This window comes from Stenotrophomonas sp. YJH_SMC_14-1 (genome assembly GCF_059372275.1).
In genome coordinates this window covers 177,984-193,144 of record NZ_JCAFVK010000007.1, presented here as the reverse complement: position 1 = coordinate 193,144, position 15,161 = coordinate 177,984, and the positions used below count along the sequence as shown (strand labels likewise).

The following is a 15,161-nucleotide window of genomic DNA, read 5'->3' as shown; positions in this document are numbered from 1 at the left end:
GGAGATCAAGGGCCTGATCGATGATTCGGTCGGCAAGGTCGCCGAAGGCTCCAGCCTGGTCCACCAGGCCGGCAGCACCATGGGCGAGATCGTCGCCTCGGTGCAGCGCGTGACCGACATCATGGCCGAGATCTCCGCCGCCTCGCAGGAACAGTCGGCCGGCATCGAGCAGGTCAACCAGACCGTGGTGCAGATGGACGAGACCACCCAGCAGAACGCCGCGCTGGTGGAAGAAGCCACCGCCGCCGCACGTGCGATGGAAGACCAGGCCGCGCAGCTGGCCGACGCCGTGGCGATCTTCCGCCTCGACAACCAGGTCTCCGCCGCAGTGAAGGCTGTCGCCGAACGCGTCGAACCAGCGCGCATCACCACCGTGGCACGTCCGCAGCCTACCAGCACGCCCGCGCCGGTACGTCGCAGCAGCAACGGCAGCACCTTCGCCGCCAGCGACAGTGACTGGCAGGAATTCTGAGACCCACCCGCGGCGGCTTCGGCCGCCGCCTCTGCCGATGGACACGTCCCCCGTGCAAAGTCCTACCCCCATCGTCACCGGCCCGCGCGAATTCGAGTTCGCCGACCGTGATTTCCGCCGCGTCTGCGACCTGATCTACCAGCGCGTGGGCATCGCCCTCGCACCGGCCAAGCGCGACATGGTCTATGGCCGCCTGTCGCGCCGCCTGCGCACGCTGGGCATGCGCAGCTTCCAGCAGTACCTGGACCATCTTGAGCAGGAAGACGGTGACGAGTGGCAGGCGTTCACCAACGCACTGACCACCAACCTGACCTCGTTCTTCCGCGAGCCGCACCACTTCGACAAGCTGCGCGAAGAACTGCAGCAGCGTTCCAGCCGTTCGCCGCTGCTGCTGTGGTCGTGCGCGGCGTCCACCGGTGAGGAACCCTATTCGATGGCGATCACCGCCTGCGAGGCCTTCGGTACGCTGAAGCCGCCGGTGCGCATCATCGCTACCGACGTCGATACCCAGGTACTGGCCACCGCCGGCCGCGGCGTCTACAACATCGACCGTGTCGCCAATCTCGACCCGGACCTGCGCCGCCGCTACTTCCAGCGTGGCAGCGGTCCCAACGAGGGGCAGTGCCGCGTGCTGCCGGCGCTGCGCGAGCTGATCGAGTTCCGTCCACTGAACCTGCTCGCCCCGCGCTACGACGTCGGCGGCCCGTTCGACGCGCTGTTCTGCCGCAATGTGATGATCTACTTCGACAAGCCGACCCAGCGCGCCATCCTCGGCCGCCTGGTGCAACACCTGGCCGACGATGGCCTGCTCTACACCGGACACTCGGAGAACTACCTGCACGCCGCCGACCTGATCCAGCCCTGCGGGCGCACCCTGTACCGCCGCGCGGCAAAGGCCGGCGCATGAACGCCTCACTGCGTACCGACGACGTGATGCGCTACCAGGATGCACGCTTCCAGACCCTTGCCGCCAAGCTGCTGCCCACCCAGTACCTGGTGGTCGATGACACCACCGCGCTGACCACCACCCTGGGTTCGTGCGTGGCCGCCTGCCTGCGCGACCCGGTGCTGAAGATCGGCGGCATGAACCACTTTCTGCTGCCCGAGGGCAACGCCGGCGACGGCGCGCCCGCGCGTTACGGCAGCTATGCGATGGAACTGCTGATCAACGACATGCTCAAGCGCGGCGCGCACCGCAAGCGCATCGAGGCCAAGGTGTTCGGCGGCGCCAACGTACTGAAGGGCTTCACCAGCAATCCGGTCGGTACCCGTAACGCCGAGTTCGTGCGCCAGTACCTGCAGGCCGAGCATATTCCTATCATCGCCGAGGATCTGTGCGGCATCCATCCGCGCAAGATCTGGTTCTTCGCCGACACCGGCCGCGTGGTGGTGCAACGCCTGCCGCATGCCCACGAAGCCGAAGTGGCTGCCACCGAATCGGCAGTGCGTGCGCGCCTGTCCAAGGCCCCGGTCACCGGTGGCGTGGAGTTGTTCGAATGACCCTGACCGGCAACGCCCCCTGCCGGGTCCTGATCGTCGACGACTCCGCCGTCGTGCGCCAGATGCTCACGGAAATCCTGTCCAGCGATCCGGCCATCGACGTGGTCGGCACCGCTGCCGACCCGCTGCTGGCACGCGAGAAGATCAAGCGCCTGGCCCCGGACGTGATCACGCTGGACGTGGAAATGCCACGCATGGACGGCCTCGCCTTCCTGGAAAACCTGATGCGGCTGCATCCACTGCCTGTGGTGATGATTTCCTCGTTGACCGAGCGCGGCGCCGATACCACGCTGCAGGCACTGGCACTGGGTGCCGTGGACTTCGTCTCCAAGCCCAAGCTGGACGTCGCACGCGGCCTGCAGGGCTACGCCGACGAGATCATCGCCAAGGTGAAGATGGCGGCGCGCTCGCGGGTGCGCCCGCTGGTGCGTGCTGCCGCTCCGAAACTCCTGCTGGAAGCAGCTCCTGCAATGCGCCCGGCTGCACCGCAGTTCCGCACCACCGACCGCCTGATCGCGATTGGTTCTTCGGCCGGCGGCACCGAGGCGCTGCGCGTGGTGCTGGAAGGCATGCCGGCCGATGCGCCTGCCGTGGTGATGACCCAGCACCTGCCTGCCAGCTTCAGCAGCGCCTTCGCCGAGCGCCTGGACCGGCACTCCGCGATGGCCGTGCGTGAGGCCAGCGACGGCGAGGCAGTGCTGCCTGGCCATGCCTACCTGCCACCGGGTGGCAAGCACCTGCGGATCATCCGCGACGGTGCGCGCTGGCGCTGCCGCGTCGACGATGGCCCTGCGGTGAACCGTCACAAGCCCGCGGTGGACGTGCTGTTCCGTTCGGTCGCGCAGAGCGCGGGCGGCAACGCCATCGGCGCCATCCTCACCGGCATGGGTGACGATGGCGCGCGCGGCCTGCTGGAAATGCGCCAGGCCGGCGCGCCGACGCTGGTCCAGGATGAAGCCACCAGCGTAGTCTGGGGCATGCCCGGCGCTGCCTTCAAACTGGGAGCGGCCGAAGAACAGGTGCCATTGGAACGGATCGCCGAACGACTCTTGGCGCTCGCCCGCGGCTGATCGTCCGCGGCATCGCACCGCCTGATTCCCCCTTTCAGATGCCGGCCCCGGAAGGGCCGGCACGGCTGTCGTGTTTTCCAAGGAGTTTGACCGTGGCCCTGCGTCTCTTCCCTTACCAACCGTCACTGCTGGCGGCCGCTCTGCTGGCTCCGCTGGCAGCCACCGCTGCCGGCGTGCCAGCACCGCCGCAGGCCACCCCGGGCCTTCCCCCCGCCCCCGTCGCGAAGGGCACCGCCTGGACCGATCGCGTCCACATCCAGAGTGGTCCGGATACCGCATCGAAGCGCCTCCACGCACCCGACGTGGCGTTGCGCATCGTCACCCCCGATGACAGCGAGTCGCTCACGCCAAAGGGCCTCGCACTGCTTTTCAGCGGCAATGAGCCGGGCTACTTCCGGCGCAACACCCTGCCCGGCAGCATCGTCGAGAGCCAGGCGAGCCCCGCCATCACGCTGATGCCCAACGTAGCCAGGGCGCTGGTGGGTGGCTACTTCAGCTATGCGCCCGACGCGCTGCCCAACCAGAGCAGCACCCTGCGTTTCAGTGCAGACACCTGGGCGCTGGTGCACCAGGGCAACACGCGGAAGGATCCCCTTTACCGCCTCAACCACGTCAGCACCATCGAGCAACGCCGTGCCGATGGCACCCTGGCTGAAATCATCAGATGCAGTGACAGCGACGACCGGGCGACCCTGGGCGAGTGGCAGGCCAATGACTACGCCAGGCTCAAGATTGCCGCCCAGGTGATCACGATGAAGTGCACCGAGCAGCTCATCAAGCGAATACCGGCGATGTACCCTCGCCCGCTTGCTGCTGAAGATCTCACGGCCTACGCAGGCGGTGCCGTGCCGCCGGCACGGGTGCGCATCTATGCCAGCCTGGGGCGGACCACCACCCTGTACACCGACGCCGCCTGCCGCGAGGATTACCGTGACAGGATCGACGTCAAGTACAACAACGCCGGTGACAAGGGCGTGCTCGGCATCCCCGCCACGGAAACCCTGCGCAGCAAGGAGAACGAGCGGTTCTCCATGCTCAGCTACCAGGAGTACGAAGTCGCCGGCGGCAAGCCGCTGATCGTCGAAGCGCGCTTCGACGCATCAAGCCGCATGTACTGCGACGGGCAGTTGTCGGGTCAGTTCGTGGCCAGGCCCGGGCAGGACTACGAAGTGGAAATGGAAGTGGCCGACAAGATGTGCCGCCTGCATCTGCGCCAGGTACACGCCGATGGCAGCACGACGCCACAGGCTGCGCGCAAGACCCCCAGCATCTGTGAGGGCACGCGTGCGCCGGTGCGCGTTGAACCGCGGCAGGACATGCAGGTCCTGCTGTTCAGCCCAGGCCAGCTGCAGATCCAGGATGCCCGCCAGGGCAGCGAACCGGAACGGTTGACCGACGACGCGGGCAGCACCGAGGCACTGCGGAAGATGCTGCAGCAGGCCAGCAGCAATCCCGGCACACGCCTGTGCGTGGTGGTACCGGCTACCGATTACAGCAGCGCCCTTCACGATGCCGTGCGCGAACGCGTACTGGACGCACCACAGGTATTGCCCAGCCTGTGGGAAGAGGCGGCCACGGTGAACAGGCGCCGCAGCGCCGCCGCCGATGCTCCGGTCGACATCGCCGCTGCGATCGCCCATTGCAATGCGTTCCCGATCAGGGAGTTCGCGCCGCGCTGAGCAATCGCTCCCCTGCCTTCGGCCTTCGCCGGGCATCAACCACCAGAGCGCGCACAGCGCCTCATTTTCGTTTCCTCAAGGAGTACTACCGTGGCATTACGCCCAACCTGCCTCACCGCCGCGATCGCGGCCACCCTGCTGCTGGCGCCGTCGGCCTACGCCAACGACGAAGCACCCACACCCACGCCTGCCGTGGATTCCGCGGTCACCAGCGGATCAACGCTCGATCCAGCAACGGATGCGGCGACCGCGCCAGACGCGGCGCACGCCCCCACCGCGGCCGATCCGGCCATCGGGAATGTCACAGCCGCCGTGGCAGCTCCTCTCGACTACAGCAGCCTGCAGCACGTCAAGGTCACTTCCGGACTGGGTGCAGGCCCCAACGGCAATCGCGTGGGCGATCACGTGCTGCGCCTGGTGATGCGTGCCGACACCGCTGCCGTCACCGCGGCCAAGGTCGGCCTGTCTGCTCTGGCGTTCGTCACTGGCGTGGGTGACATCGGCACCAGCAACAGCTTCAGCAAGAACAACGTCCGTGGCGAGGACATCCACTCTGTGCCCAGCCCGGCCTTCGGCGCATTGCCCGGCATGATCCGCGAGCAGCTGGCACTCTATTTCGCGGCCCACCCCGGCGCCATTCCCAGCGACGAGCGCACCGTGGAAGCCAGTGCCGGCCAGTGGTCGCTGGTGTACCAGAAGCTCAGCGATGCAGAGACCCCCTACGAGCTGCGCCACGATGTAACCATCGGCTTCCCGGTGGTGCGCAAGCTGTTCCGCAGCGCCAGTGGCGGCCAGGGCGTGCACTGCCGGGACGAAGCACGGGTTGCCCCGCTGCAGGAATGGCAGGCAGACGACTATGCGAAGGCCAAGGCGGCGTCGCGTGAGTTCGCCGAGGCCTGCATCGCGCGTTTCGTGGCTGAGCTGCCCCGCCTGTTCCCCGACCATGGCGTTCTGCCGCAGCCCGCGGTGGAAGCCGAGCTTCCGGCGGAAACGCCGACCGTGACCGAGGAAGCGGCGGCCGTTACCCAGGCCTGAACCTGGGTACGCCCACAAACGAAGAACCCCCGGTTCTCACCGGGGGTTCTTCGTTTCAACGGCGTGCCGGCCAGCGGCCGGCACTACCGCGTCAGGCAGCGACCGTGTTGGCCACGTCCTGGTATTCCTCGATCTGGTCGAAGTTCATGTAGCGGTAGATCTCCGCACCATTGGCGTTGATCACGCCGATGTCCGCCATGTACTCCTCCTTGGTCGGGATGCGGCCCAGACGCGAGCAGATCGCGGCCAGTTCGGCCGAACCCAGGTACACGTTGGTGTTGCGGCCCAGGCGGTTCGGGAAGTTGCGGGTCGAGGTCGACATCGCGGTGGAGCCTTCGCGGATCTGCGCCTGGTTGCCCATGCACAGCGAGCAGCCCGGCATTTCCATGCGGGCACCGGTGGCGCCGAAGGTGCCGTACACGCCTTCCTTGGTCAGCTCCGAAGCATCCATCTTGGTCGGCGGGGCCACCCACAGGCGGGTCGGCAGGTCACGCTTGCCTTCCAGCAGCTTGGCAGCGGCACGGAAGTGACCGATGTTGGTCATGCACGAACCGATGAACACTTCGTCGATCTTGGCGCCAGCGACTTCGGACAGGGTCTTCACGTCGTCCGGATCGTTCGGGCAGGCCACGATCGGCTCGTGGATGTCGGCCAGGTCGATCTCGATGACGGCGGCGTACTCGGCGTCGGCATCCGGCTCCAGCAGCTGCGGGTTGGCCAGCCACGCCTCCATCTTCTCGATGCGACGCTGCAGCGAACGCGGATCCTGGTAGCCCTCGGCAATCATCCACTTCAGCAGCGTGATGTTGCTGGTCAGGTACTCGATGATCGGTTCCTTGTTCAGGCGCACCGAGCAACCGGCCGCCGAACGCTCGGCCGAGGCGTCGGACAGTTCGAACGCCTGTTCGACCTTCAGCTCCGGCAGGCCTTCGATTTCCAGGATGCGGCCGGAGAAGATGTTCTTCTTGCCCGCCTTGGCCACGGTCAGCAGGCCCGACTTGATCGCGTACAGCGGAATCGCGTTGACCAGGTCACGCAGGGTCACGCCCGGCTGCATCTTGCCCTTGAAGCGCACCAGCACCGACTCCGGCATGTCCAGCGGCATCACGCCGGTGGCCGCAGCGAAGGCGACCAGGCCCGAACCGGCCGGGAACGAAATGCCCACCGGGAAGCGGGTGTGCGAGTCACCACCGGTACCCACGGTGTCCGGCAGCAGCATGCGGTTGAGCCAGCTGTGGATCACGCCGTCGCCCGGGCGCAGCGAAACGCCGCCACGGGTGGAGATGAACTCCGGCAGGGTGTGGTGGGTCTTCACGTCCACCGGCTTCGGGTAGGCGGCGGTGTGGCAGAACGACTGCATCACCAGATCGGCCGAGAAGCCCAGGCAGGCCAGGTCCTTCAGCTCGTCACGGGTCATCGGGCCGGTGGTGTCCTGCGAGCCGACCGAGGTCATCTTCGGTTCGCAGTAGGTGCCCGGGCGCATGCCCTGGCCTTCCGGCAGGCCACAAGCGCGGCCGACCATCTTCTGTGCCAGCGAGAAGCCCTTGCCGGTGTCGGCCGGCTGCACCGGCAGGCGGAACAGGTTGGTCGGGGCCAGGCCCAGCGCTTCGCGCGCCTTGCCGGTCAGGCCACGGCCGATGATCAGCGGAATGCGGCCACCGGCACGCACTTCGTCGAACAGCACTTCGGACTTGACCTGGAACTCGGCGATCACTTCACCGTTCTTCAGCGCCTTGCCTTCGTACGGACGCAGCTCGACCACATCGCCGTGCTCCATCTTCGACACGTCCAGCTCGATCGGCAGTGCGCCGGCATCTTCCATGGTGTTGTAGAAGATCGGGGCGATCTTCGAACCCAGGCAGACGCCACCGGCGCGCTTGTTCGGGATGAACGGAATGTCATCACCGGTCCACCACAGCACGCTGTTGGTAGCCGATTTGCGCGAGGAGCCGGTACCGACCACGTCGCCGACATAGGCAACCAGGTGGCCCTTGTCCTTCAGGTCGAGGATCTGCTGGATCGGGCCGCGCTTGCCGTCTTCTTCCGGGGTGAACGGCGCGTCGTCGCGCTTGTTCTTCAGCATCGCCAGGGCGTGCATCGGGATGTCCGGGCGGGTGGTCGCATCCGGTGCCGGCGACAGGTCGTCGGTGTTGGTCTCGCCAGGCACCTTGAACACGGTGACGGTCAGGCTCTGCGGCACTTCCGGGTTGCTGGTGAACCACTCGGCATCGGCCCAGCTCTGCAGCACGGCCTGGGCGTTGGCGTTGCCGGCCTTGGCCTTTTCCTGCACGTCGTGGAACGCGTCGAACACCAGCAGGGTCTTCTTCAGGCCATTGGCGGCAATGGTGCCGACGCTGGTGTCGTCAAGCAGCTGCACCAGCGGCGCAACGTTGTAACCGCCGAGCATGGTGCCCAGCAGTTCGGTGGCGCGCTCGCGGCTGATCAGCGGGTTCTGCTCGCTGCCCAGCGCGATCGCGGCCAGGTACGAGGCCTTGACCTTGGCTGCGTCATCGACGCCGGCCGGCACGCGGTGGGTCAGCAGGTCGAGCAGGAACTCGGCCTCGCCCTGCGGCGGGTTCTTCAGCAGTTCGATGACATCGGCCGTCTGCTGCGCGCTCAGCGGCAGCGGCGGGATGCCAAGCGCAGCGCGCTCGGCGACGTGGTGGCGGTAGGCTTCCAACATGACAACTCCCGGGTAATGCGTAGGTTGAAATAACAAAGTGGGCTCAGGCTTGCGGCACGATCAGCTTCAGGCCCTTGAAGTAGTCGCGGTAAAACGTGTCGTTCCAGGTGATCAGGCCGTCGCACTGCAGCAGTGCGTGGGCGCCGACCATGAATTCGTCCAGGCTGCGGCGGCTGCCGCCGCGCTGGCGATGACGGCGGTGCATCTCGCCGGCGCGCAGTGCCGACTTGGCTTCCATCGGGTTGAAATGCACGCCCATCTCTTCCAGCGCTTCGAGCACTTCGGCACCGCCGCGCAGCGATGCGCAGACTTCGGCCAACGTTGCGCCACAGACCACCACGCGGCCGCCGACCAGGCTCTGCCGCAGGATGGCTTCCACCGCATCGGCCTGCGGACCATTGCTGAGCAGCTCGACCAGAACTGGTGAATCGACGGCGATCATCACCGCTTACTCCTCGTCACGCACCGCGCGCACCGCCGCGTCGGATGATTCGAAGCCGTCCAGCGCGAACTTGCCGCGCGCCCGTGAGATGGCATCGTCAACACTCTTGCGCAGGATGATGCGGCTGCCGTCCAGCTCGACCTTCAGCAGCGTGCCCTTGGTCAGGCCGAGGGCATCACGCACCGCCTTGGGCAGGGTGATCTGTCCGCGTTCAGCAACGGTGGCTTCCATGGGGGTACGCCTCAAAAAGTATGCATGAATTATACATACTCGCAGTGTCTGGAACAAACCCGGCCAATCCGTGACCGCGATCCTGCGCTGGTCGCATCCGGGGGTTAGACTGGCTCCGCAGCGACCTGCTGCGGCCCCGGGCTGGACGCACCGCGTGCTGCCCGCACCTACCCGCCATAAAAGGATGTTCCATGCGCGCCTTGACCCTTGCCCTGATGCTGGCTGCCCCGCTGGCCCTTTCGACGACGGCAGCCCACGCCAATCCGTTCGGCGCCTACACCACCGGCGTCGAGATCACCCAACAGCAGATGGACACCCTGGAAGTCGGCAAGACCAGCCAGGACCAGGTCCGTGAGAAGTTCGGCGCACCCGGCCGCCGCGAACAGCTGGGCGACACCCAGGTCTGGTACTACGACTACGTGAAGATCAAGACCTTCGGCAAGAACATCCAGGAAGCGACCGTCCTGGAATTCAACAAGCAGGGTGTGCTGACGGCCAAGTCCAAGAGCAACGCTGTTGGCAAGACCGGCAATCCGCTGCTGGATGCCGCCAACGGCAAGTAAGTCCTGCTCGGCACGCACTTCCGGACGGGACGCCCATGGGCGTCCCGTCTGCGTTCGGGCCAGCGGGCGACGACCGCACGCGCTGACACGAAGGCTACACACACCGCTGTAACCTTGCGTTCCAAGCCAGCCGGGTCATTGCCGGGCGCTGGATCGCCGATACTGGGCAGGATCCGGGGCCGGAATGCCACCGGCGACCGCAAGCAGGCCCTTGCACGCACGGGCCAGAGCAAGCCATCCGCAAGAAGGAGTTACCCCGCATGAGCGATTCGTTCTCCACCCGCAGCCAGCTGAACGTCGGCGGCAAGACCTACGACTACTTCAGCCTGGCCACGCTGGGCCAGCGCTTCGATATCTCCCACCTGCCCTACTCGATGAAGATCCTGCTGGAGAACCTGCTCCGGCACGAGGACGGCGGCATCACCGTCGGCACGGACCACATCGAAGCCGTGGCCCGCTGGAATCCGGCGGCAGAACCGGACACCGAGATCGCCTTCATGCCGGCGCGCGTGGTCCTGCAGGACTTCACCGGCGTGCCCTGCGTGGTCGACCTGGCCGCGATGCGCGATGCGGTGGTCAAGCTCGGCGGCTCGCCGGAGCAGATCAACCCGCAGATTCCCTCCGAACTGGTCATCGACCACTCGGTGCAGGTCGATGTGTTCGGCAAGCCGGACGCACTGGACCTCAACGGCAAGATCGAATTCCAGCGCAACCAGGAACGCTACGGCTTCCTGCGCTGGGGCCAGAAGGCCTTCGACAACTTCAAGGTGGTGCCGCCGAACACCGGCATCGTCCACCAGGTGAACCTGGAAAACCTGGCCCGCGTGGTGATGACCGCGGACAAGGATGGCAAGGCCGTGGCCTACCCCGATACCGTGTTCGGCACCGATAGCCACACCACCATGATCAACGGCATCGGCGTGCTGGGCTGGGGCGTGGGCGGCATCGAAGCGGAGGCCGCCATGCTCGGCCAGCCATCGTCGATGCTGATCCCGCAGGTGGTCGGCTTCAAGCTGACCGGCAAGCTGCCCGACGGTGCCACCGCCACCGACCTGGTGCTGACCGTCACCCAGATGCTGCGCAAGCTGGGCGTGGTCGGCAAGTTCGTCGAGTTCTACGGTGACGGCCTGCAGCACCTGCCGCTGGCCGACCGCGCCACCATCGGCAACATGGCCCCGGAATACGGCGCCACCTGTGGCATCTTCCCGATCGACGCCGAGTCGCTGAACTACCTGCGCCTGTCCGGCCGCAGCGAAGAGCAGATCAACCTGGTCGAGGCCTACGCCAAGGCGCAGGGCCTGTGGCACGAGCCGGGCAGCCCTCACGCCCAGTACAGCACCACGCTGGAACTGGACATGGGCACGGTGAAGCCGTCGCTGGCCGGTCCGAAGCGCCCGCAGGACCGCGTGCTGCTGGAAGACGTGCAGAAGAACTACCGTGAAGCCCTGGTCGGCATGACCGCCAACCGTGACAAGCGCAGCGACGACGTCTCCTCGTTCGTCAACGAAGGCGGCGGCGCCGCGGTCGGCAACGAGCAGCTGGCCAAGGGCTTCGCCGACATCGAGATCGAAGGCCGCAAGGTCCGCCTGAAGGACGGTGCGGTCGTCATCGCTGCCATCACTTCGTGCACCAACACCTCCAACCCGGCGGTGATGATCGGCGCCGGCCTGCTGGCCCGCAATGCGGCCGCCAAGGGCCTGAACCGCCAGCCGTGGGTGAAGACCTCGCTCGGGCCGGGCTCGCGGGTGGTCACCGATTACCTGGAAAAGGCCGGCGTACTGAAGGAGCTGGAAAAGATCGGCTTCTACGTGGTCGGCTACGGCTGCACCACCTGCATCGGCAACTCCGGCCCGCTGCCGACCGAAGTCAGCGCCGGCATCGCCACCGGCGACCTGGTGGTCACCTCGGTGCTGTCGGGCAATCGCAACTTCGAGGGCCGCGTGCACCCCGAAGTGAAGATGAACTACCTGGCCAGCCCGCCGCTGGTGGTGGCCTACGCCATCGCCGGCACCACCGACATCGACCTGACCACCCAGCCGCTGGGAACCGGCAGCGATGGCCAGCCGGTGTTCCTGCGCGACATCTGGCCGAGCAACAAGGAAATCGGTGACGTCATCGCCGCCACCATCGGCCCGGAGATGTTCAAGCAGAACTACGCGGATGTGTTCAAGGGTGATACCCGCTGGAACACCATCGCCTCGCCGGACGGCAACCTGTACGCGTGGAGCGATGCCTCCACCTACATCAAGAACCCGCCGTACTTCGATGGCATGACCATGCAGACCGGCAGCATCGACGACGTGCACGGCGCGCGCGTGATGGGCCTGTTCGGCGATTCGATCACCACCGACCACATCTCCCCGGCCGGCAACATCAAGAAGGACTCGCCGGCAGGCCGCTTCCTGCAGGAGCGCGGCGTGCAGCCGGCCGACTTCAACAGCTACGGCAGCCGCCGCGGCAACGATGACGTGATGGTCCGCGGCACCTTCGCCAACATCCGCATCAAGAACCTGATGTTCGGTGGCGAGGAAGGCGGCAACACCCTGTACTACCCGGCCGGTGGCGGCCAGCCGGAAAAGCTGGCGATCTACGATGCGGCCATGAAGTACAAGGCCGACAAGGTGCCGCTGGTGGTGCTGGCCGGCAAGGAGTACGGTACCGGCTCGTCGCGTGACTGGGCTGCCAAGGGTACCCTGCTGCTGGGGGTGAAGGCGGTCATCGCCGAAAGCTTCGAGCGCATCCACCGCTCCAACCTGGTCGGCATGGGCGTGCTGCCGCTGCAGTTCCGCAACGGCGAGAACGCGCAGAGCCTGGGCCTGGACGGCTCGGAAGTGATCGACATCACCGGCCTGCAGGATGGCGCCAGCAAGCGCGCCACGGTCACCGCGACCAAGGCCGATGGCACGAAGAGGACCTTCGAGGTGTCGGTGATGCTGCTGACCCCGAAGGAAGTCGAGTACTTCCGTCATGGTGGCCTGCTGCAGTACGTGCTGCGCCAGTTGGCCAGCAAGTAACGTTCCGCTCTCGGTAGAGTCGACGGCTAGTCGACTACCCAACAAAAGGGCCGGATCCTCGCGGATCCGGCCCTTCCTGTTTCTCTGCAGCCAGGCATGCCCTGGCTCTACCGCAACTCCGGCGGCACCGCGATGGGCGCCAGGTGCGCGATCACCGGCGCGGCGCGTCCGGGTCGGTGCGCAGCGCCTTCAGCAGGCCCCACATGTAGAACGCCAGGGTGAACGAGAACGGCAGGCCGCACAGCACCACCGCCGTCTGCATTGCGCTGAAATTGCCGGCCAGCAGCAGCCCGACGCTGGCCACGGTGATGCCGACGGCCCAGAACACGCGCAGCCAGATCGGCGCGTCATGACCGTCTTCCACCCCATCGTCAACGCGACGGGTACACAGGTTGGCGATCATCAGCGTGCCCGAATCGACCGGGGTCAGGAACAGCACGAAGCCGATCACCACCGCGGCACCGGCCACGTACGGCGCGGCGGGCAGGTATTCCAGCAGCTTGAACAGCGTCATCGCCGCATCGTGCTGGGCCACGTCACCCAGGATCGCCTGGCCATGGTTGAGCACCAGGTCGATGGCGGTGTTGCCGAAGATCGACAGCCACGCCAGGGTAAAGCCGAGCGGGATCAGCAGCACGCCCATGATCACTTCGCGGATGGTGCGGCCGCGCGAGATGCGTGCCACGAAAAGGCCGACGAACGGCGCCCAGGCGATCCACCAGGCCCAGTAGAACAGCGTCCACGAGCCCATCCACTCACGGCCCTTCGGGTCGTTGAGGTACATGTCGAAACTCTTGCGCACGAACGCACCGAGGTAATCGCCGGTGTTCTGGATCAGGCCATCGAACAGGTGCAGGGTCGGGCCGGTGACCAGCACGAACAGCAGCAGGCCGCACAGCAGGCGCACGTTGAGGTTGGACAACCAGGCAATGCCCTTCTCCACACCGGCGACCACGCCGATGGTGGCCACCACCATCATCACCAGCACGATCGCCACCAGCACCTGCGGCGTATCCGGGATGTGGAACAGGTAGACCAGGCCGGACTGCACCACCAGCGCGCCGATGCCGAGGTTGGTGACCATCGAGATCAGCGTGGCGAGGATGCCGAAGCCATCGACCATGTCGCCGATGCGGCCATGGATGCGCTCACCGAAGATCGGGTACAGCGCCGAGCGCAGCGCCAGCGGCAGGTCACGGCGGTAGGCGAAATAGCCCAGTGCCACGCCGACCAGCGCATACAGCGCCCAGCCGTGCAGGCCCCAGTGCAGGAAGGTCAGCACCATCGCCTCGCGGCCGGCGGCCACGGTGCCGCCGGGTTGCCCGGGCGGATGCAGGAAGTGGTCCAGCGGCTCGTAGGCGCCGTAGTACAGCAGCGCGATGCCGATGCCGGCCGAGAACAGCATCGAGACCCAGGCGACGTAGCCGAAGGCCGGCGATTCCTCGTTGTGACCCAGGCGGATGCGGCCATACGGCGAGAACGCCAGCCACAGCACGAAGCCCAGGCACAGCACGATCAGCAGCATGTACCACCAGCCGAACGCGGCCGACACCTCGGCCTGCGCCCATTGCAGCCAGTGCTCGCTGCCTTCGGGATAGAGAACGGTGAGCAGCCCGAGGATGCCGATCGACACCGAGGAGCTGAAGAAGACAAAACGGTTCAAGCGCAGGGGCGAACGCTTGGGATGAGCCAGGGAAGACATGGGGTCGTCTCATCAAGTCCGAGGGAGCACATGGGCGGGGCCGGACCGGTAAACCGGGCCCATGGCGTGGGGCGCGAGCGCATCCTAGGGTTTATTGATTGAACGTTCAATCAATAAAAAGCATAATGGCGGGCAGCCCGATCCTTCGGGTCGCAATCCGTGGAGAGACAATGCCGAAGAAAGGCGTGGAACCGGTACGGCGCGAACAGCTGATCCGGGCCACTTTCCAGACCATCGACGAGATCGGCATGGCCGATGCGACCGTCGCCACCATCGCGAAGAAGGCAGGGCTGTCCAGCGGCATCGTCGCCCACTACTTCGGCGACAAGGACGGCCTGCTCAATGCTGCAATGCGGCAGATCCTGCGCGAGCTGAAGGACGCGGTCGCCCGCTACCGCGCCGACGCCAGCGACGACCCGCGCGAGCAGCTGCGCGCCATCGTCGACGGCAACTTCGACGACAGCCAGATCAACGGCACCGCGATGCGCGTCTGGCTCACCTTCTGGGCCGCGAGCATGCACCAGCCGGAACTGGCCCGGCTGCAGCGCGCCAACGACCAGCGCCTGTTCTCCAACCTGTGCCACCAGTTCAACCGCCTGCTGCCCCACCCGCAGGCCCGCCTGGCCGCCCGCGGGCTGGCCGCGATGATCGATGGCCTGTGGCTGCGCGGCAGCCTGGTCGGCGGCCAGTTCAACGCCGAGAAGTCCCGGCGCATCGCTTACGGCTACATCGACTTCCAGTTGCAGGCTGTCGCGCTATAAGCGCTTCAG

General features: G+C 66.4%; 13 protein-coding genes. 9 read left to right on the top strand and 4 right to left on the bottom strand.

What is annotated here, in order from left to right:
• From AC5P9P_RS16175 to AC5P9P_RS16150, 6 genes are all read left to right on the top strand, one after another.
• The coding region (locus AC5P9P_RS16175) for a methyl-accepting chemotaxis protein (RefSeq protein WP_495201758.1) at nucleotides 1-472 on the top strand (472 nt) is incomplete at its 5' end.
• A 37-nt stretch (nucleotides 473-509) separates the two neighbouring features.
• Complete coding sequence (locus AC5P9P_RS16170; RefSeq protein ID WP_049402309.1) at nucleotides 510-1,379, top strand: CheR family methyltransferase; 870 nt, start codon at nucleotides 510-512, stop codon at nucleotides 1,377-1,379.
• Entirely contained in the window at nucleotides 1,376-1,972 is a 597-nt protein-coding gene (gene cheD / locus AC5P9P_RS16165) for a chemoreceptor glutamine deamidase CheD (protein ID WP_005409511.1), read from the top strand. The genes AC5P9P_RS16170 and cheD overlap by 4 nt, the downstream gene beginning before the upstream one ends.
• Nucleotides 1,969-3,042: a protein-glutamate methylesterase/protein-glutamine glutaminase gene (locus tag AC5P9P_RS16160; protein ID WP_005409510.1), complete on the top strand. Its 1,074-nt coding sequence runs from the start codon at nucleotides 1,969-1,971 to the stop codon at nucleotides 3,040-3,042. Before cheD ends, AC5P9P_RS16160 begins: the two co-directional genes overlap by 4 nt.
• Nucleotides 3,043-3,134: 92 nt before the next feature.
• On the top strand, nucleotides 3,135-4,721 hold the full coding sequence (locus tag AC5P9P_RS16155; RefSeq protein ID WP_495232953.1) for a hypothetical protein: 1,587 nt from the start codon (nucleotides 3,135-3,137) through the stop codon (nucleotides 4,719-4,721).
• Between the two features lie 90 nt (nucleotides 4,722-4,811).
• Nucleotides 4,812-5,756: a hypothetical protein gene (locus tag AC5P9P_RS16150; RefSeq protein WP_111172439.1), complete on the top strand. Its 945-nt coding sequence runs from the start codon at nucleotides 4,812-4,814 to the stop codon at nucleotides 5,754-5,756.
• A gap of 91 nt (nucleotides 5,757-5,847) precedes the next feature.
• Here AC5P9P_RS16150 and acnB read toward each other — a convergent pair whose 3' ends face one another.
• Genes acnB through AC5P9P_RS16135 form a run of 3 tightly spaced genes read right to left on the bottom strand, consistent with a single transcriptional unit; the run spans nucleotide 5,848 to nucleotide 9,112 of the window.
• Entirely contained in the window at nucleotides 5,848-8,439 is a 2,592-nt protein-coding gene (acnB, locus tag AC5P9P_RS16145) for a bifunctional aconitate hydratase 2/2-methylisocitrate dehydratase (RefSeq protein ID WP_005409507.1), read from the bottom strand.
• Nucleotides 8,440-8,482: 43 nt separating this feature from the next.
• The gene (locus AC5P9P_RS16140) at nucleotides 8,483-8,881 is read right to left on the bottom strand and encodes a type II toxin-antitoxin system VapC family toxin (protein WP_005409506.1); all 399 of its coding nucleotides are present in this window, start codon (nucleotides 8,879-8,881) and stop codon (nucleotides 8,483-8,485) included.
• 6 nt (nucleotides 8,882-8,887) lie between these two features.
• The gene (locus AC5P9P_RS16135) at nucleotides 8,888-9,112 is read right to left on the bottom strand and encodes an AbrB/MazE/SpoVT family DNA-binding domain-containing protein (RefSeq protein WP_005409505.1); all 225 of its coding nucleotides are present in this window, start codon (nucleotides 9,110-9,112) and stop codon (nucleotides 8,888-8,890) included.
• A 191-nt stretch (nucleotides 9,113-9,303) separates the two neighbouring features.
• On the opposite strand from AC5P9P_RS16135, the gene bamE reads away from it, so the two are divergent.
• Both bamE and acnA read left to right on the top strand, forming a co-directional pair.
• A complete protein-coding gene (bamE, locus tag AC5P9P_RS16130) occupies nucleotides 9,304-9,675 on the top strand; it encodes an outer membrane protein assembly factor BamE domain-containing protein (RefSeq protein WP_005409504.1) in 372 nt (123 codons plus the stop codon).
• Between the two features lie 260 nt (nucleotides 9,676-9,935).
• Complete coding sequence (acnA, locus tag AC5P9P_RS16125; protein WP_184013832.1) at nucleotides 9,936-12,689, top strand: aconitate hydratase AcnA; 2,754 nt, start codon at nucleotides 9,936-9,938, stop codon at nucleotides 12,687-12,689.
• Between the two features lie 151 nt (nucleotides 12,690-12,840).
• Here the strand turns inward: acnA and AC5P9P_RS16120 are convergent, their stop codons facing one another.
• Nucleotides 12,841-14,391 (bottom strand): BCCT family transporter, encoded by a 1,551-nt coding sequence (locus AC5P9P_RS16120; RefSeq protein WP_005409502.1) that lies wholly within the window; start codon nucleotides 14,389-14,391, stop codon nucleotides 12,841-12,843.
• A 170-nt stretch (nucleotides 14,392-14,561) separates the two neighbouring features.
• Here AC5P9P_RS16120 and betI point away from each other — a divergent pair, with 170 nt between their 5' ends.
• A complete protein-coding gene (betI, locus tag AC5P9P_RS16115; RefSeq protein ID WP_005409501.1) occupies nucleotides 14,562-15,152 on the top strand; it encodes a transcriptional regulator BetI in 591 nt (196 codons plus the stop codon).
• The last annotated feature ends 9 nt before the right edge of the window (nucleotides 15,153-15,161 follow it).